We start from the raw sequence: 15990 nt of genomic DNA, 5'->3' as shown, positions 1-15990 counted from the left end.
AAAGAGATCTTCCGTTTTTCATGACCTCTTGCTTTCCATTTTTTTCTTTCAGTTTTTGGTGCAATCTGCACCAACAATCTTATTATCCTAATTATTAATTCCACCCTGTTTCTTTTAAATTCAAAAAATTGAATTAAGAAACGTAAAATTTATGTTTTAAGTACTGCTAAGGATTTATGAAAGAGAAAAATATACAAAAAAGTCGTGTTTTAGGAGCAATCTTATTGGTTGCTGGCAATTGCATTGGAGCGGGTATGCTAGCGCTTCCCGTATTGACGGGGCCTGGCGGTTTTACCCCTGCGATCATTATGTTTTTACTGTGTTGGTTGTTTATGACGACAACAGGCCTTTTACTTTTGGAGGCAAATCTTGCCATCGGTGAAAATGTAAGCATTATTACAATGGCAGAATCTACCCTTGGAAGGGCTGGAAAATGGATTATTTGGGTTGTATGGGCTCTTCTTTTCTATTCATTGCTAGTAGCCTACGTTGCTGCAAGCGGCGCACTTCTTGCAAGTGCGATTCAAGCAATTATCCACGTACAAGTTCCAGACTTTTTGGGCAGCCTTATCTTTGTCCTCTTTTTTGGCTTTCTTGTTTATCTTGGAACACAAGCTGTAGATTATTTTAACCGTTTTTTGATGATTGGCCTTGTAATTTCCTATGTGTGTCTGATTAGTTTTGGAGCACTCGATGTGAAATATGAACTTCTTGAAAGAAGTGAATGGAGTTACACATTTTTTATGCTTCCGATTTTAATTATATCATTTGGCTTTCACAACATTGTACCGAGTTTAGTGCCTTACTTAAAAGGGCATGCAAGGTCTTTGAAATGGACGTTGTATGCAGGAAGCGCAATCCCTTTATGCATTTATCTTATTTGGGAGTGGATGGTTCTTGGAATAGTGCCAGTAAATGGTGCAAATGGTCTTGTTGAGGCTTTAGAAAAGGGAAGTTCTGCAACAGATGCGCTTAAGAGTATTCTTGGAAATTCTTGGATTGCAAGTATGGCGGAATATTTTGCAGTCTTTGCTTTGATTACTTCGTTTTTGGCGGTGGCTCTAAGTTTTGTGCACTTCTTAGCAGATGCTTTGAAAGTGAAAAGTCAAAAGCGAGAGAGTAAAGTGCTGTGCGCACTTGTTTTTGTACCTCCATTTATTTTTGCAGTTATAAGCCCGCACGTATTTTTAACAGCGCTGAATTATGCGGGCGGTGTTGCGGTTATTTTATTTGGAATTATGCCCGCGTTGATGACATGGGTTTTGCGTTATCACAAAAAAAGCACTCATGCTATCCTGGTACCAGGAGGGCGTTTCTTATTGGTTATTATCATCTTATTTGCAACGGGTGTGTTTCTTTTAGAACTTAGTAGCGAACTTGGCTTGTTAGATACTCTTAAAGCATGGAGCCTTGAAAATGTACGTTAAAAAAAGCCGCCAACTTGGCGGCATTCTTTTAGTGTCTGGAACTACAATAGGAGCTGGTATGCTTGCTCTACCCGTACTCACGGGTATGGCAGGCTTTTATCCCTCACTTCTATTGTTCATTTTCTATTGGTCAATGAGCTTAATTACAGCCTTTTTATTTCTAGAAGCAAATTTGTGGTTTCCAAAGCCTGTAAATTTAGTAACAATATCTCGATACACCCTTGGAAGGGTTGGAGCATGTGTTACTTGGGTATTTTATTTATTATTGCTCTACGCATTGACAGCTGCCTATTTATCCGCAAGTGGGTCTATGTTTGTGGAGTTAGCTGCATTTTTAGGCTTTACAGATATTCCAGGATGGGTGCAGCCGCTACCTTTTTTATTGATTTTTGGGTTGTTTATCTATTTGGGTACTAGGCATGTTGATTATTTAAATAGATCCCTAATGATAGGGCTTGTGATTATTTATTTTTTATTAGTAGGTCTTTCTAGTAATACTATTGATTATGTTTTATTGGATAGGTTCGAGCCAAAATATCTTTTGGGAGCAATTCCTGTTGTTGTTACATCCTATGGGTTTCATATCATTATTCCAAGTTTAACAACTTACTTAGACAGAAATGTGAAAGCGTTGAAGAGAGTGATTTTCATAGGCAGCATAATTCCTCTTATTGTTTATCTTATCTGGGAGTATGTAGTACTTGGAAATGTTCCTGTTTTTGGTGTATTTGGGTTGCAAGAGGCTCTGCAAGAGGGACAGACAGCCACTTATTCTCTTGCAGGATTACTTAATAATCCCTTACTTGCAACGTGTGCGCGTGTTTTTTCATTTTTAGCAATTCTTACCTCATTTTTAGGAGTGGGTTTGAGCCTTTCTCATTTTTTGTCAGATGGCTTAAAAATTAAACATACAAGGAGTGGTAAATTAATATCCGCATCATGTACGTTTTTGCCCCCTCTACTATTTGTATTTTTTTATCCAAGAGGATTTATTTTAGCACTTGATTATGCTGGAATTTTTGTTGCAGTACTTCTTGGAATATTACCTGTGATGATAGTATGGAAGGGAAGAGCGCAGCATAAAGAAGATTTTGTTTATAAAGTAGGTGGAGGTGGGTTTTCATTTATTCTTCCTATCATAGCCTATCTTTTTGTTATTATTATTGTGATTTTTAACTTGAGAGTTTGAAAAATGAATAGTCGCTTATTTGGAGGCATTTTACTTGTAACAGGTACTGCAGTGGGAGCTGGAATGCTTGCATTACCTGTACTTACTGCTATGGCAGGATTTTATCCTTCCATTCTTTTATTTACTGCAATATGGCTTGGAACGATATTTACAGCCTTTTTAGTGATGGAGGTTAACTTGTGGTTTGATCATGAAGTGAACCTTATTTCGATGGCTAAATATACGCTTGGAAAGTATGGTGCAATGATTACCTGGGTGCTTTTTCTTTTACTGCTTTATTCGCTGACATCTGCTTATTTAGCAGGTAGTGGATTAATTATGTCAAAAGTGGCTATGCAGCTATTTGGAGTTACACTGCCATTTTATGTGGAACCCCTGCCACTAGTTTTATTATTTGCCCTGTTTGTATATTGTGGAACACGCCCTGTAGATTATTTAAACCGTATTTTTATGATAGGTCTTGTAGTTGCGTACTTTGGTCTTATTATTTGGGCTCTTCCCGATGTAAAATTAAATTTACTTTCTGTTGTTGAGCCCTCTTTTCTTTGGGGAGCAGTTCCTGTTGTTGTCACGTCGTTTGGTTTTCATATTATCATCCCTGTATTGACGGATTATTTAAAAAGAGATGTAAAAAGTATAAAAAAAGCGATTATCATAGGAAGCTTAGTTCCCCTTGTTATTTATGTCATCTGGGAGCTCGTTATCTTGGGGATTGTTCCATTAGAAGGTGATATGGGCCTTGTTTCTACTTTAAAAAGGGGTAGTATGGCAACAGAGTCTCTCGCAGAAATTTTGAAAAATGATTGGATTACCACATTTGCAGAGAGCTTTTCTATTTTTGCACTACTTACCTCATTTTTAGGGGTCTCTTTGAGCCTTTCAAGTTTTTTAAGAGATGGATTTAATATTAAGCAATCTGGAAGTGGTAAGTTCTTTGTAGTTTGCTTAACATTTATACCTCCGCTTATTTTTGTGTTTCTTTTTCCAAGGGGCTTTATTTTGGCTCTTCAATATGCGGGTATTATTGTGGCAGTTTTAAGTGGCATATTGCCAGCGCTCATGGCTTGGAAGGGACGCCTTATGAAAAAAGAGGTTGTCTTATACAAGACAAGAGGAGGGTATACCTCTCTTATCCTTGCAATTTTCTTTTCTTTGATTGTGATTGGCTTAGAAATTGCAGAAAAGTTAGACTGGATTAAGGTTTAGGAGAAACGTTTGTATGATAGTAGAAAAGAAAAAAAGGATGCTCACAGGAGATCGTCCAACAGGATTATTGCACCTTGGTCACTATGTAGGCTCTTTAAAAAATAGAGTAGAGATGCAAGATAAATATGAATGCTTTTTTATTATTGCAGATTTGCATCTTTTGACAACAAAGCCTCAAAAAGAGGCTATCTTAGCCTCAAGAGAGGCTATTAAGCAAATGGTTATAGATTATCTTGCATGTGGTATTGACCCATCTAAGTCTGTGATCTATTTACAATCGGCAGTCCCAGCAGTTTGTGAGTTAAATCTTATTTTTGAAATGATGGTCTCTTTGAATCGTTTAAGCGGCCTTCCAAGTATAAAGGAAATGGCAAGAAGTGCTCATATTGAGCCAGAAAGCGTACCCTTTGGACTTGTTGGCTATCCTGTTTTGCAGTCTGCAGATATCTTGTTGCCGAGGGGAGAAGTAGTTCCTGTTGGCAAAGACAATGAAGCACATGTTGAATGCACAAGAGATATTGCAAGGCGCTTTAACCAGTATTATGGAGATGTGTTTCCTATCCCTGAGATAATCAGTGGAGATGTGCCCACGCTTATTGGAACAGATGGAAAAGCAAAGATGAGTAAATCTTTGAATAACTCCATACAGCTTTCTGATGATGCTAAAAGCGTTGAAAAGAAGGTGCGTGGGATGTATACAGATCCCAATCGTGTGCGTGCAGATATTCCAGGTACTGTTGAGGGAAATCCTGTATTTATCTATCATGATGCCTTCAATGGGGATAAACAAGAAGTTGAGGATTTAAAGGAGCGTTATAGAAGAGGATCCGTTTCAGATGTTGAAGTGAAAGAAAAACTTATCATTGTTCTCAATCAGTTTTTGGATCCTATTAGAGAAAAAAGAAAACTCATCGAAGAAGAGAAAGGTCTTGTAGAACAAGTAATTTATGAGGGAACTTTAAAGATGAGAGAGGTTGCTGACGAAACCCTTCAAGAGACCCTTTCAGCTATGGGCATTAGTGGTACATGGAATAAAATTTCTCGCATGGCAAGAGATCGTATAGAGAAAAGTTCTGCATTGGATAGGCTTGGTTTTGGCCCATAATAAATTCATATTAAAGCTACCCTTTCCTCCAGCGGGTGATCAGCCGCAAGCAATTGATGCATTAACTAAGGGAGTGCTGTCCTCAAAGAAGGCGCAGGTATTGCTCGGCATTACAGGGTCTGGAAAGACATTTACAATAGCAAATGTAATTGCTAATGTACAAAAACCAACGTTGATTTTGGCCCACAATAAAACTCTTGCAGCGCAGCTTTACCAAGAGTTTAAAGCATTTTTTCCAGAAAATGCTGTTGAATACTTTGTTTCTTATTATGATTACTATCAGCCAGAAGCCTATATTCCTCGTACAGATACTTATATCGAAAAAGATATGTCCATTAACGATCAAATTGATCGGATGCGCTTAAGTGCAACGCGTTCCTTAATTGAAAGGGATGATGTGATCATCGTAGCATCTGTTTCTTGTATCTATGGCCTTGGCATGCCAGAATATTATGCAAAAATGAATTTAACTTTAAAAGTGGGTGAAAAAAGGCGTCGTGATGACCTTTTGATACATTTAGTTGAGATGCGTTATGAAAGAAATGATTACGACTTTCATAGGGGTGTGTTTAGAGCGCGAGGAGATGTATTAGATATTTTTCCTGCTTATGAAGAAGCTATGGCTTATCGTATCTACTTTTTTGGCGATGATATTGAAAAAATAAGTATCATAGATCCTTTAACGGGTAAGGTTATTGAAACTAGGCAGAGCATAACGCTTTATCCAGGATCTCACTTTGTGACGCCAGAAGAGGTGCGCTTTACAGCCATTAATACAATTAGAGCAGAGCTTAAGGAGAGGGTTGCTTTTTTTGAAAAAGAGGGTAAGCTCATTGAAAAACAGCGCATTCAGGAGCGCACCCTTTATGATTTGGAGATGATGAGAGAAACGGGAGTATGTAAAGGAATAGAGAATTATTCAAGACATTTTGGTCAGAGAAAAGAGGGATCTGCTTCTCCTTGTCTTTGGGATTACTTTTCAAAGGATTTTCTTCTTGTTGTCGATGAATCTCATCAAACAGTTCCACAGCTCAACGCAATGTATAATGGTGATAGGGCTAGAAAAACATCTTTGATTGATTTTGGCTTTCGCTTGCCTTCTGCCTATGATAATAGGCCTTTAAAATTTGAAGAGATCTATCAAAAGATTTCACAAGTAATTTATGTCTCTGCAACCCCCTCAAAATGGGAAATAAATGAGGCAGAGGGGTTGCTCATAGAGCAAATCATTCGCCCCACAGGGCTTTTAGATCCAGAAATTGAAATAAGACCTGCTACCACAGAGGTGGATGATTGTTTAGAAGAAATACGTGTACATACAAGTAAGAAAGGTAGGGTTCTTTTGACAACGCTTACAAAAAGGCTTGCTGAAGACTTGACAAAATACCTTTTGGACCTTGGTGTAAAGGCTAAATATTTGCATTCAGATATTGATACACTAGAGAGGATGCAAATTATCAGAGATCTTCGCTTAGGGACCTTTGATGTACTTGTAGGTATTAACTTGCTTCGAGAGGGTTTAGATATTCCAGAAGTTTCCCTTGTTGCTATACTCGATGCTGATAAAGAGGGTTTTTTAAGAAGTGAAACGGCCCTTATTCAAACTTGCGGAAGGGCTGCACGTAACTCTGAGGGACGAGTTATTATGTACGCTGATAAAATGACTGAAGCAATTAAAAATACTCTTGCTATTACAAAAAAAAGGCGAGAATTGCAAAATGCTTACAACAAAGCTCATGGCATTGAACCCAAGACAATCAAGCGAGATCTTGGTTTTCAGTTTGTTGAAGATGATTTGGCAATTCTTGAAAAAGAGAAAAAAGGCAAAGGAAAATCTGTTTCTTATAAGCCTATGAGCCAAGAGGAGCTGCGCCAAAAAATAAGTGAGTGCGAAAAAGATATGAAACTTGCTGCTAAAGAGTGGCGCTTTGAAGATGCAGCGCGTTTACGAGATCTTCTGAAACACTATCAAGAATTAGAAATGATTTAGAAAGGAAAAAGTTGTGCAAATGTTTAAAAACGTACCAGTAGCAAGTCCTGATCCTATTTTCAACCTCAACACGGCCTTTAAAAAGGATTTTAATCCAAACAAAATCAATTTAGGTGTGGGCGCCTATAAAACCGATGAATTGCTCGCATGGGTGCTTCCTTCTGTTAAAAAAGCTGAAGAAACTGTTGTATCTGCTTATTTAGATAAGGAGTATTTACCTATTGATGGGGATGCAGAATATAACCTAGCATCTTTGAAACTCGTATTTGGAGAGGATTTTGTTAAAAAAAATACTATGAGGTTGTTTGGGGCACAAACCATTGGTGGAACAGGCGCCCTTCGTATAGGTGCTGAGTTCTTATTTCGCTATATTTCTAAGTTAATCTATATACCAGAGCCCTCATGGCCTAACCACAGACAGATATTTGGTATTGCTGGCATGCATATAGAGACATATCCCTACTACAATGAGCACCAACACTCTTTTGATTTTAATGGGATGTGCAAAGCGATTAATAAAATGGAAAAAGGCTCTGTTATCTTATTACAGGCAAGTTGTCATAATCCTACTGGAGTAGATCCTTCAAGAGATGAGTGGATGGAGCTTGCTCATTTGATTAAAGCACAAGGAGTCATACCTTTTTTTGATTCAGCTTATCAAGGGTTTGCACATGGCATTGAGGAAGATGTTTTTTCCATACGTGAATTTGCAGATCATTTTGACGAGATGTTAGTAGCTCATTCTTACTCTAAGAATTTCGGGCTTTATGGCGAGCGTGTTGGTGGATTATTTTTTTTGACACAAGATGAGTCGTGTGTTGCATCTATTGGTAGCCAGGTGAAAGTTCTTATCAGAGCTAATTATTCAAATCCACCTAGCCATGGTATGCGCATCGTAAAGAGTATTTTGCGCGCAAATGGCCTTAGAAAGGAATGGGAGGGAGATGTTGCTATTATGAGAAACCGTCTTTTAGAGATGAGGTCGTTGCTAGCACAAAAATTGAAAGAAAAAATCTTGTTTCGTGATTTTTCTCAGTTGGAGCGTCAACATGGAATGTTTTCATTTTGTGGTCTTTCAAAAGAAGAAGTTGGTGTTCTCATTGAAAAGTATGGCATTTACATGACAAGTAATGGGCGCATTAGTATCGCAGGGTTGAATAGAAGTAATGTAGATTATGTTGTAGAATCTATTGCAGACGTTTTACAAAAATGAAAAAATACAAGCTTTATATAGTTTTGGCAATTGCGCTTCTCGTGACATTGAGTTTGCCTGTAAGCTTTGCAAGAAACCTTCGAGCAAAAAGTGTTGCATTGCTTTCGCCTCTTTTTAACGGTGTAAAGCAGATAAAAGAAACAGATTCTGCTGACAAAGAAAAAGAACTTTTGCGTATAGAAAATCGCTTGCTTAAAGAAGATCTATCTAAGTTACAAGAATTGCTTCAAAATGAACTTTTGATAGAAGAAGATAGGATGCAGTTGCAAGGGCTTTCTTCAGGGATTTTAGCTGGCAGATCTATCTATCAAAGGCGCTATGATGAATTACTCCAAAACCTAGAACTCAAATTAAATGCAGTTTCTGCGGATGTAATTTATAGAGCTACATCTACTTGGGATAATACTCTTTGGATCAATGTAGGGGAAAAAACAAATGAGAAGTTAGGGCGCTTAGTTGTTTCAAAAAATAGCCCTGTTATCATTCACAATGCAGTTGTTGGATTAGTTGATTATGTAGGTGAAAATGCTTCCATGGTTCGTCTGATTACGGATCATTCTGTGCATCCATCAGTAAGGGTTGCAAGAGGGGGCGTTGAAAATAGGCCTTTATTACAGGCTATAAACACACTTGTTGATGCATTAAAGAAAAGAACAGATTTGCTTGCCGATAGAAAAGATAATGAGATTTTGATTCAAAACTTGCAAATCTTGCAAAGAAATGCAAGAGAGCCACTTCCTAGTTATTATTTTGCAAAAGGAGATTTGTGCGGTGCCTGCAGGCCTAAATATCGCTCTCTTGGGTATGTTCTCAAGGGGGTAGGATTTAACTACGATTATGATGATGAAGAGGGACCTGCTCGTGACTTAAGAACAGGAAAGCTTGCTTCATCACTTACAACTTCTTCAACACCTATTATTCAAGTAGGGGATCTTTTGGTAACAACGGGTATGGATGGAGTTTTTCCTGCAGGCTTAGATGTTGCAGAAGTTACTTCCATACAGATGCTAAAAGAGGGTGACTTTGCTTATGAAATAGAGGCCACTCCCAAGGCTTTTCAGTTAGATCAGCTTCAAAGAGTTTTTGTGCTCCCCTCCATCGGCTTTAGCCTTTTAGAGTAATTACTCAGGTTATGCAAAAACTTCAAAATAGGCTGGCTGCGAGATGCAATCTGTCTCATCTCGCCGTTTCACTCTCGTCAGCAATGGCTCCCACCATTACCTCCTAATAGTAGTAATATATTTTTTTCTGGAATATAAGCATAGCTGTTATAAAATAATCTTGACACCATAATGATTATATTATACTTTAAATTTAAAGTAGGTGTTGTATGAGTATTCCCGTTCATTATCATAGTGAAGTTGAGTTTCATAATTTGGTTAATGATTTGGCTTTGTATGGAACCAAGGGGCATGAATCATTAAAAATAGTCCATACTGCCAGGGGCGCAACTCTTGTTACAACAGGTTATATAGGATGGTTTAGAGAACTTTGGAATGTTCTTTTTACGGGCAATTCAAGAATTGCTGATCTGGCTATAAAACTTTTTGAAAAGAACAAACAATTTGCACGTCCCAGCGAAAATTTTGAGAAAGCTTCTGATAAACTGAGCGCTTTTGTAGACGATGCTAGTGGTAGAACATGGGGTTATCGTCTTGTTGCTGTTAAGCAGGCTGTTCAATATGAGGAAATTAAAAGTTTAGATGCAAGAATTCGTAAGATAGCACCTTATCAATCCTCATTGCCGCCTTCTATTACTGGAACAGAGTTTTCTAAGATGACGCCAGAGCAAATCAAAGCTTGTTTATCAATAAGAAAGCAAACACTTGAGAATGTGTGCAATGCTAACTGTGTTGCTACTATCCAAGCAAGTGATGGAAGCATTCTTGTAAATCCCAAGTTATTAGAAGGTGTTGAGGGCCTAAGTAAGGCCGCCGTTCATGCAACTAAAAAAACAGTAGAAAATTTTATTAACTATTTAAAAGATAGCGACTTCTTATATTCTCTTAATGATAAAGAAGAGCTTCAAGATTTTTTAAGTTTGGTACGAGAAACAAAATACCATCCTCTGGAAGCCGCATGTGCAGAACGTTTTGAATTGGCAGAAATAAAACTCTATGGACCTCGCCATGTACCTCGTGGTGATAAGCAGATCGAAATTAGATCCAGTACCGGTATCGTTCGTTTTCCTCTTCGTTTATTTATAGCATTGACAGATACAAAAGAAGAAGATGCAGAAAATATTTTTAGAGAGCTAGGAGAACAGTTTAGCGAAGAAGCTATTTCACGCTTTGCTGAGTATCTATTAGACGATAGGAAGGTGAATTTAAATACCATTAGTAGGGAGAGTTTGAAGGAACTTTCTAAGTTGGCAGATAAGGTTAAGTGCTCAAGCTTGCAAAGTCTTCTAAGCGATATATTGGCAAATAAACTCCATTCTCGAATCAAAGAAGTAATTGAAATACTTTGTGATAAGACTCTTGATGTAAAATCAACGCTTGTTCAAGTAGCAGCAAAGAGAGTCCTTCAGACCGATCTGCATGAAGTTAAAGGATTTACGGATATTCCAGAAGAGCGTATGGCAGAAGTCATAAAAAACATTGCTTATAATTCTTATGTATATTGGTCACCTAGTTATATTGGGGATCATTTTATTAATTGTTTTGGAATTTTAGAGTTTTTGAGGCCTTGGTTTAGTGCCAAGGGAGGCACATTAAATGCGTTTAATGACAGTACCAGCATAAAAGGTGTTATCGCTAATTTACGTCGGCTTGAAGAAGGATTTCCTAATATCGTAGATGCGATTGTATCTAAGCCAGGTTTTTTTTGGTCTTGGGAGGCGGTTTCAGAGGATGATGCAAAGTTTTTATTATCGCATGGCATAAATTTGGCAGAGTTATTTTGGAGTGGTATTTGTGCGCAAAATCAAAATATCATAGATTTAGTAAAACAACGTGCTCCAGATGAGGATTTTTTAAATAGTCAGCCAAACTATCGCCATCAATCAGTTCGCAACCTTAATATGTTTTTAACTATATTAACGGGGTGCCCTACACATGAAAAGAAACTTGAGTGTGTTAGGTTTTTATTGAATAATGGTGTTGTTCCAAAAGCAGAGGAGTTGAGGCAGTTAATGTATTTAGCTATTGAAGATGCTAATGAGAACAAAGATCTTACTATGTTAAAACTTATTTTAAGTGACGATGGTAAAAAGCTTCCACAGGTAAAAGGACTTTCTTATGCAGTTCTTTATCAAGCAATAAAGATACAAAATATTGATATCATTAGATTCTTTTTAGAGAATCGAATTATTGATGTTGCTAAAATTCAGGCTAGCCATCAAAGGAGCAATGAAGGGTCTCCTCTAGTAACGGCTGCCGAAGTGGGCAATCATGAAATCATAACATTATTAATGAAGTTTATAGAAAAACCGGAGCCACCTTCATATCCAAATCCGCCTTCATACAATGAAGCCAGTGGGCTTCCACCGCCTTATCCAAAACTTTCTACCCCAAAGGATGATGAGAATTTAACATCTCCGCCGCCACCTTATCATTCAGAACATACCACTCCAGGGGAAGGTTGAAATAAGCTATAATGCAGGCCTTCAGCCTGCAAATCGCGTCCTGGTATCACCTAGGGCGGATGCCCTAGGCTTTTATAAGTCAGGCCTTCAGCCTGCAAATCGCGTCCTGGTATCACCTAGGGCGGATGCCCTAGGCTTTTATAAGTCAGGCTTTCAGCCTGAAATACCACCTCTAAATATACCTATGGCGAAGGCCATAGGCTTTTGTAAGTTAGGCTTTCAGCCTCAAATACCATCTCTAAATATATCTATGGTGAAAGCAATGGGCTTTTATAAGTCAGGCTTTCAGCCTGAAATACCATCTCTAAATATATCCATGGCGGATGCCCTAGGCTTTCAGCCTGAAATACCACCTCTGAATATATATGGTGGTTTTAGGTGGAGTTTTCAGGCTTTCAGCCTGAAATAATTGCATGGATAATTTGCAGGGCGAAGACCCTGCGTTATAAAAGCCTAGGGCATTCGCCCTAGGTGATGCCAGGACACGATTTGCAGGCTGAAGGCCTGCGTTATAGTATTTTTAAACTTAGAAGCAGTAGCCAAAGTTGAGTGTAAAGCTATGCTCAAAGTAGTCATGGGAAAATTCGCCCTCATAGGACGCTTGGCAAGTTGCACGATTGTCTGGAAACAATCCAGTAATTCTGAAGCGTGGAATGACGCGCATCTCGCTTGGATAGAGTCCATGGGTCACAAAATAGCCAGGCTCGTCAACAAAGTTTGAAGCACAGCGCCTGCCATCTAGTCTGCCATAATAAGCACCGGTTACTCCAATTTCTGGAGTCCAGTTATCCATGCGCTTGAATAGTGTAAATCCAAGTGCTGGACGAAGCAAGTTGCAGTTTTTCCCTTTGACACTAAGGTCTAAGCTATTGGCATTTTTTTCTGTAAAACTATTTTGATGTGTATAAACCCAATCTAATGTAGAAAAAATGTTAATGTCTACAGGAGCTGTATTGACAATGGTACCAACACCCACATGCGTATCGACTTCAACGCCATAGAATTTGCCTTGTGCTACACGGTTAACAGTTCCTGCGCTAGACGTAAGAAAGATAGGGCGTGTGCCTCTAAAACATCCAATGCCTGTAATTGCACTTGCATCCACATAAAATTGACGATTGAATAACCTGGAATAAAGACCTGCATAACCCGTTTTTATGTTACCATTGCCGTCTGGCGAGTCCCAGTTGACAGCTGTTTGGGTGTAGCCTGCAGTAAATCCTGTACAGAGGTTTTTGTTAACAAATAAGTCGATACCACCTGCAACACCCCCCATAGAAGATTCATAGCCAGAAGTTTCATAAGTTGAGTCAAAATGTGCAAATGATCCTACGGGTGTAATCCATTCATTGAAACAGCAGATTTGAGGGCAAAGCAAATAAATCTTATCGAGACGATCGACAAGAGTGCTTTGCATATTAACCATCGATTCCTCTTGTGCTACAAGAAGAGTATTATAAGGGGCTGGATGAAATGTATTGAGTCCTGAAGATAATTGACTTGCTGTAGCTGCTGTAGCAACTGTAAGAACAGATGCTAAATCAGAGCCTGCAACGATATCTCCACTGTTTTCTAAATAATCCAAATAATTAGCAACAGATATAGCATTGGTAGTTGCTGTATAGTCTGGTTGAAGATTTAGGAATGAGAAAAAGGTTTCGTTTAAAAGTGTTAGCATAAGAGATTGAGAATTGTAAGTGACCTGTGGATTTAATCTAGGAATAGTTGAATTTATAGTTGTAAATTCACCTGCAATACTGCCCCCTGCCGTAGCAAATGTATAAGTCTCTCCAGAAGTATAAGTTCCTGGTTCTGCAATCACATTTAAGGTGACATTCGGGTCAATAGTGATATCTCCTGTTGCTGCAATTAGGTCGGTATCCCCACTAGCATTGATTTCGTTATTAAGTGAAGATCCACTTAAAAAAGTAAAATCTGTTCCTGATATTGTACCAATAGAATTACCAGGAGATACTGTACCATGGATATTTACTTTTCCAAATGTACCATTTCCCTTTAAAGTTGCATTTGGGCCTATGGTAAGCAGAGAGTTTTGCATCGATCCATTGACGATAAATGTACCCTCGGAAATGATTGTAGCCCCGCTATGAGTGTGCATGTTGTTTAGGGTAAGAGAGCCAGGGCCTCTTTTTATAAGAGATCCCCCAGAGCCTGTAATTGTGCCTGAATAAGTTGTACTTGGGCCGCCAAGAAGTGTTAATGTACCTGCTTCGAGAGAAACAAGCCCTCCTTTTGATCCACCACCAGAAAGCATGGAAATAGTTTGATTGGTATTGTTTAGGTCCAATACAGCACTTTCATTGTCTTCTAGGTGGTATAAGGAGCTGTTTGAAAAAGCTCCGTGAACACCTGCTTGGAATGTGCCTTCACTGATGGTAACGATTCCTGAATAATTGTTTCCATTTGCGTTATTTAGTGTGAAAGTACCTTTTCCTTGTTTTTTGAGGTTGCCTGTTCCTGAAATTAATCCATTGAAGGTTGTATTGTCCTCTGCACCAAATGTTAAGGCATGATTTCCAAGTATCACATTGGTATTTGAAGAGTTGCTGGAAAGATTACCAATCATTATGGGTTGTGATGAGTTAACAGTGCTAATATCAAAGCTTCCAGAGGAGAAAAGAGAAACGGCCCCTTTGGAATGCAAAGATCCGGCCTCTGACAATTTAAGGGTTCCTGCATGAATGGAGGTTCCTTCAGTATAAGTATTAGAGTTTGTTAGTGTTAATGTACCAGAGCCCTCTTTTGTAATTCCCCCCTTGCCCTGGATGCTGGATACGACTATAACATCGTGTCCATTTGTGTCGATTTTACTTAAATTGCTACTTGTAACAATGTTTCTGCCACTAGATAAATTGAAAGGCTTTCCATATTGAAGCGTGCCACCTGCTAAATTCAGTGCGCCAGAATTATTTCCAAAGTTGCCATTTTCGCTTGCTCTGATTGTACCACCAGCGTGAATGGTTGTACCTCCCGAATAGGTATTTGCCCCATTCAATACCAATACACCAGATCCTTGTTGAATCAGTGCACCTGTTGCATTTTCATCGTCTGAAATCACGCCTGATAATGTAGCAATTCCATTGTTAGTGACTTGAATGGCGCAAGTGCCATTTAACGTGATGTTATTAGGGGTTGATACAGCATCTGAAAGATGTAGTGTGGTAGCATCCTTCATAAGAAGTGAGCCTTTTCCAAGCCCTGAATTGTGTGCAAGTTTAATGCTACCTGCTGATAATGTCGTAGATCCGCTCCATTTATTATTGTTTCCAGATAGTGTTAGGCTTGATTCTGGATCTGAGAATGCAATGTCTCCAGAGCGGTTAATACCGCCTCCCTTATTTGCATCGCCTGCAAATAAACTATCACCTGATTGTAAGATTAAGGTTTTTCCTGGGTTTAGAAAAATACTATCATTGGGGTTAACCATGATAACTTTTCCAAGGTTTACATTGCCGTCTATAACTAAGAGCCCAGGATTTCCTATAGTAGTAACCATATTGGCAGTTCCTGCATTGTCCATAGGGGCACCGAAAAACAGATCACCACCACCTGAACCTACTTGATAGGTAATAACAGATCCATCGGTGGCAGCAGATGTTGCATTATTATCAAATGTTAAATAGCCGCCATCTTCAATCAGCACAATTCCTGTTCCTGAAACGCAATCATTTATGAGCATGCCGCCTGTGGAAGCAACGGTAAGAATGGGTAAATCAGATTTAAATTGTATATCATTAATTTGTAGAAGGTTTCCTGACTGAATGATTACAGGTTGAGCGCCTTTTCCTGGAATTAATGCGCTATCAGAGCCATCTGGAAGACCTGATGGAGTCCAATTAGAGGGTGTATTCCAGTTGATAGTCCCGTCTGTTTTCCAGGTGTAAGATGTTGCATCTACAGTTAACAGAAGGGTTGCATTTGCTATTAGCGCCACTATCCATACGAGTTTATTCATCATTTCAGTACCTATTTTATTCACTACATTCTTTGAATATATATGAAAAATTTAAAAAACAAACAATAGGAATTTTACTTTTGTATGAAAAAGTTTATTGAGTCTTCCAAGAAAGAGCTAATATATCTTTGAATAGATCAAAAATGATCATCTTTATATTAGACTTCTTGCGTAATTACATTTGCTTGTTAAAATTGTCTTTTTTGACATCTTTATCGTTAAATTTTTCAACCATATGTTCACATATGCTTGAAAAATTTATCAATAAATCTACTCAAAAAATTGCAATTTTTCTAAG

The 15990-nt window shown here is 38.4% G+C and carries 9 protein-coding genes; 8 read left to right on the top strand and 1 reads right to left on the bottom strand.

What is annotated here, in order from left to right; genetic code table 11:
• The first annotated feature begins 176 nt into the window (after positions 1–176).
• From P4L16_08120 to P4L16_08085, 8 genes are all read left to right on the top strand, one after another.
• Positions 177–1427: an aromatic amino acid transport family protein gene (locus tag P4L16_08120; GenBank protein ID MDR3625084.1), complete on the top strand. Its 1251-nt coding sequence runs from the start codon at positions 177–179 to the stop codon at positions 1425–1427.
• On the top strand, positions 1417–2616 hold the full coding sequence (locus P4L16_08115; protein MDR3625083.1) for an aromatic amino acid transport family protein: 1200 nt from the start codon (positions 1417–1419) through the stop codon (positions 2614–2616). The genes P4L16_08120 and P4L16_08115 overlap by 11 nt, the downstream gene beginning before the upstream one ends.
• A 3-nt stretch (positions 2617–2619) precedes the next feature.
• Complete coding sequence (locus P4L16_08110) at positions 2620–3822, top strand: aromatic amino acid transport family protein (protein ID MDR3625082.1); 1203 nt, start codon at positions 2620–2622, stop codon at positions 3820–3822.
• A 13-nt stretch (positions 3823–3835) separates the two neighbouring features.
• Positions 3836–4927, top strand: a complete 1092-nt coding sequence (gene trpS, locus P4L16_08105) for a tryptophan--tRNA ligase (protein MDR3625081.1) — start codon at positions 3836–3838, stop codon at positions 4925–4927.
• Entirely contained in the window at positions 4917–6917 is a 2001-nt protein-coding gene (gene uvrB / locus P4L16_08100; GenBank protein ID MDR3625080.1) for an excinuclease ABC subunit UvrB, read from the top strand. The genes trpS and uvrB overlap by 11 nt, the downstream gene beginning before the upstream one ends.
• Before the next feature lie 19 nt (positions 6918–6936).
• The gene (locus P4L16_08095; protein MDR3625079.1) at positions 6937–8130 is read left to right on the top strand and encodes an aspartate/tyrosine/aromatic aminotransferase; all 1194 of its coding nucleotides are present in this window, start codon (positions 6937–6939) and stop codon (positions 8128–8130) included.
• Positions 8127–9251: a rod shape-determining protein MreC gene (locus P4L16_08090; protein MDR3625078.1), complete on the top strand. Its 1125-nt coding sequence runs from the start codon at positions 8127–8129 to the stop codon at positions 9249–9251. Before P4L16_08095 ends, P4L16_08090 begins: the two co-directional genes overlap by 4 nt.
• A 209-nt stretch (positions 9252–9460) precedes the next feature.
• Positions 9461–11716 carry a hypothetical protein gene (locus tag P4L16_08085; protein MDR3625077.1) on the top strand — a complete coding sequence of 752 codons (2256 nt, stop codon included), beginning with the start codon at positions 9461–9463 and terminating at the stop codon, positions 11714–11716.
• Between the two features lie 526 nt (positions 11717–12242).
• Here the strand turns inward: P4L16_08085 and P4L16_08080 are convergent.
• Positions 12243–15695, bottom strand: coding sequence for an autotransporter-associated beta strand repeat-containing protein (locus P4L16_08080; GenBank protein MDR3625076.1), 3453 nt, complete (start codon positions 15693–15695; stop codon positions 12243–12245).
• Between the last annotated feature and the right edge of the window lie 295 nt (positions 15696–15990).

It is taken from the genome of Chlamydiales bacterium, assembly GCA_031292375.1.
Classification (GTDB): domain Bacteria; phylum Chlamydiota; class Chlamydiia; order Chlamydiales; family VFKH01; genus JARLHF01.
The sequence above is the reverse complement of the archived record's forward strand: the minus strand, read 5'-3'. Positions and strand labels throughout refer to the sequence as shown.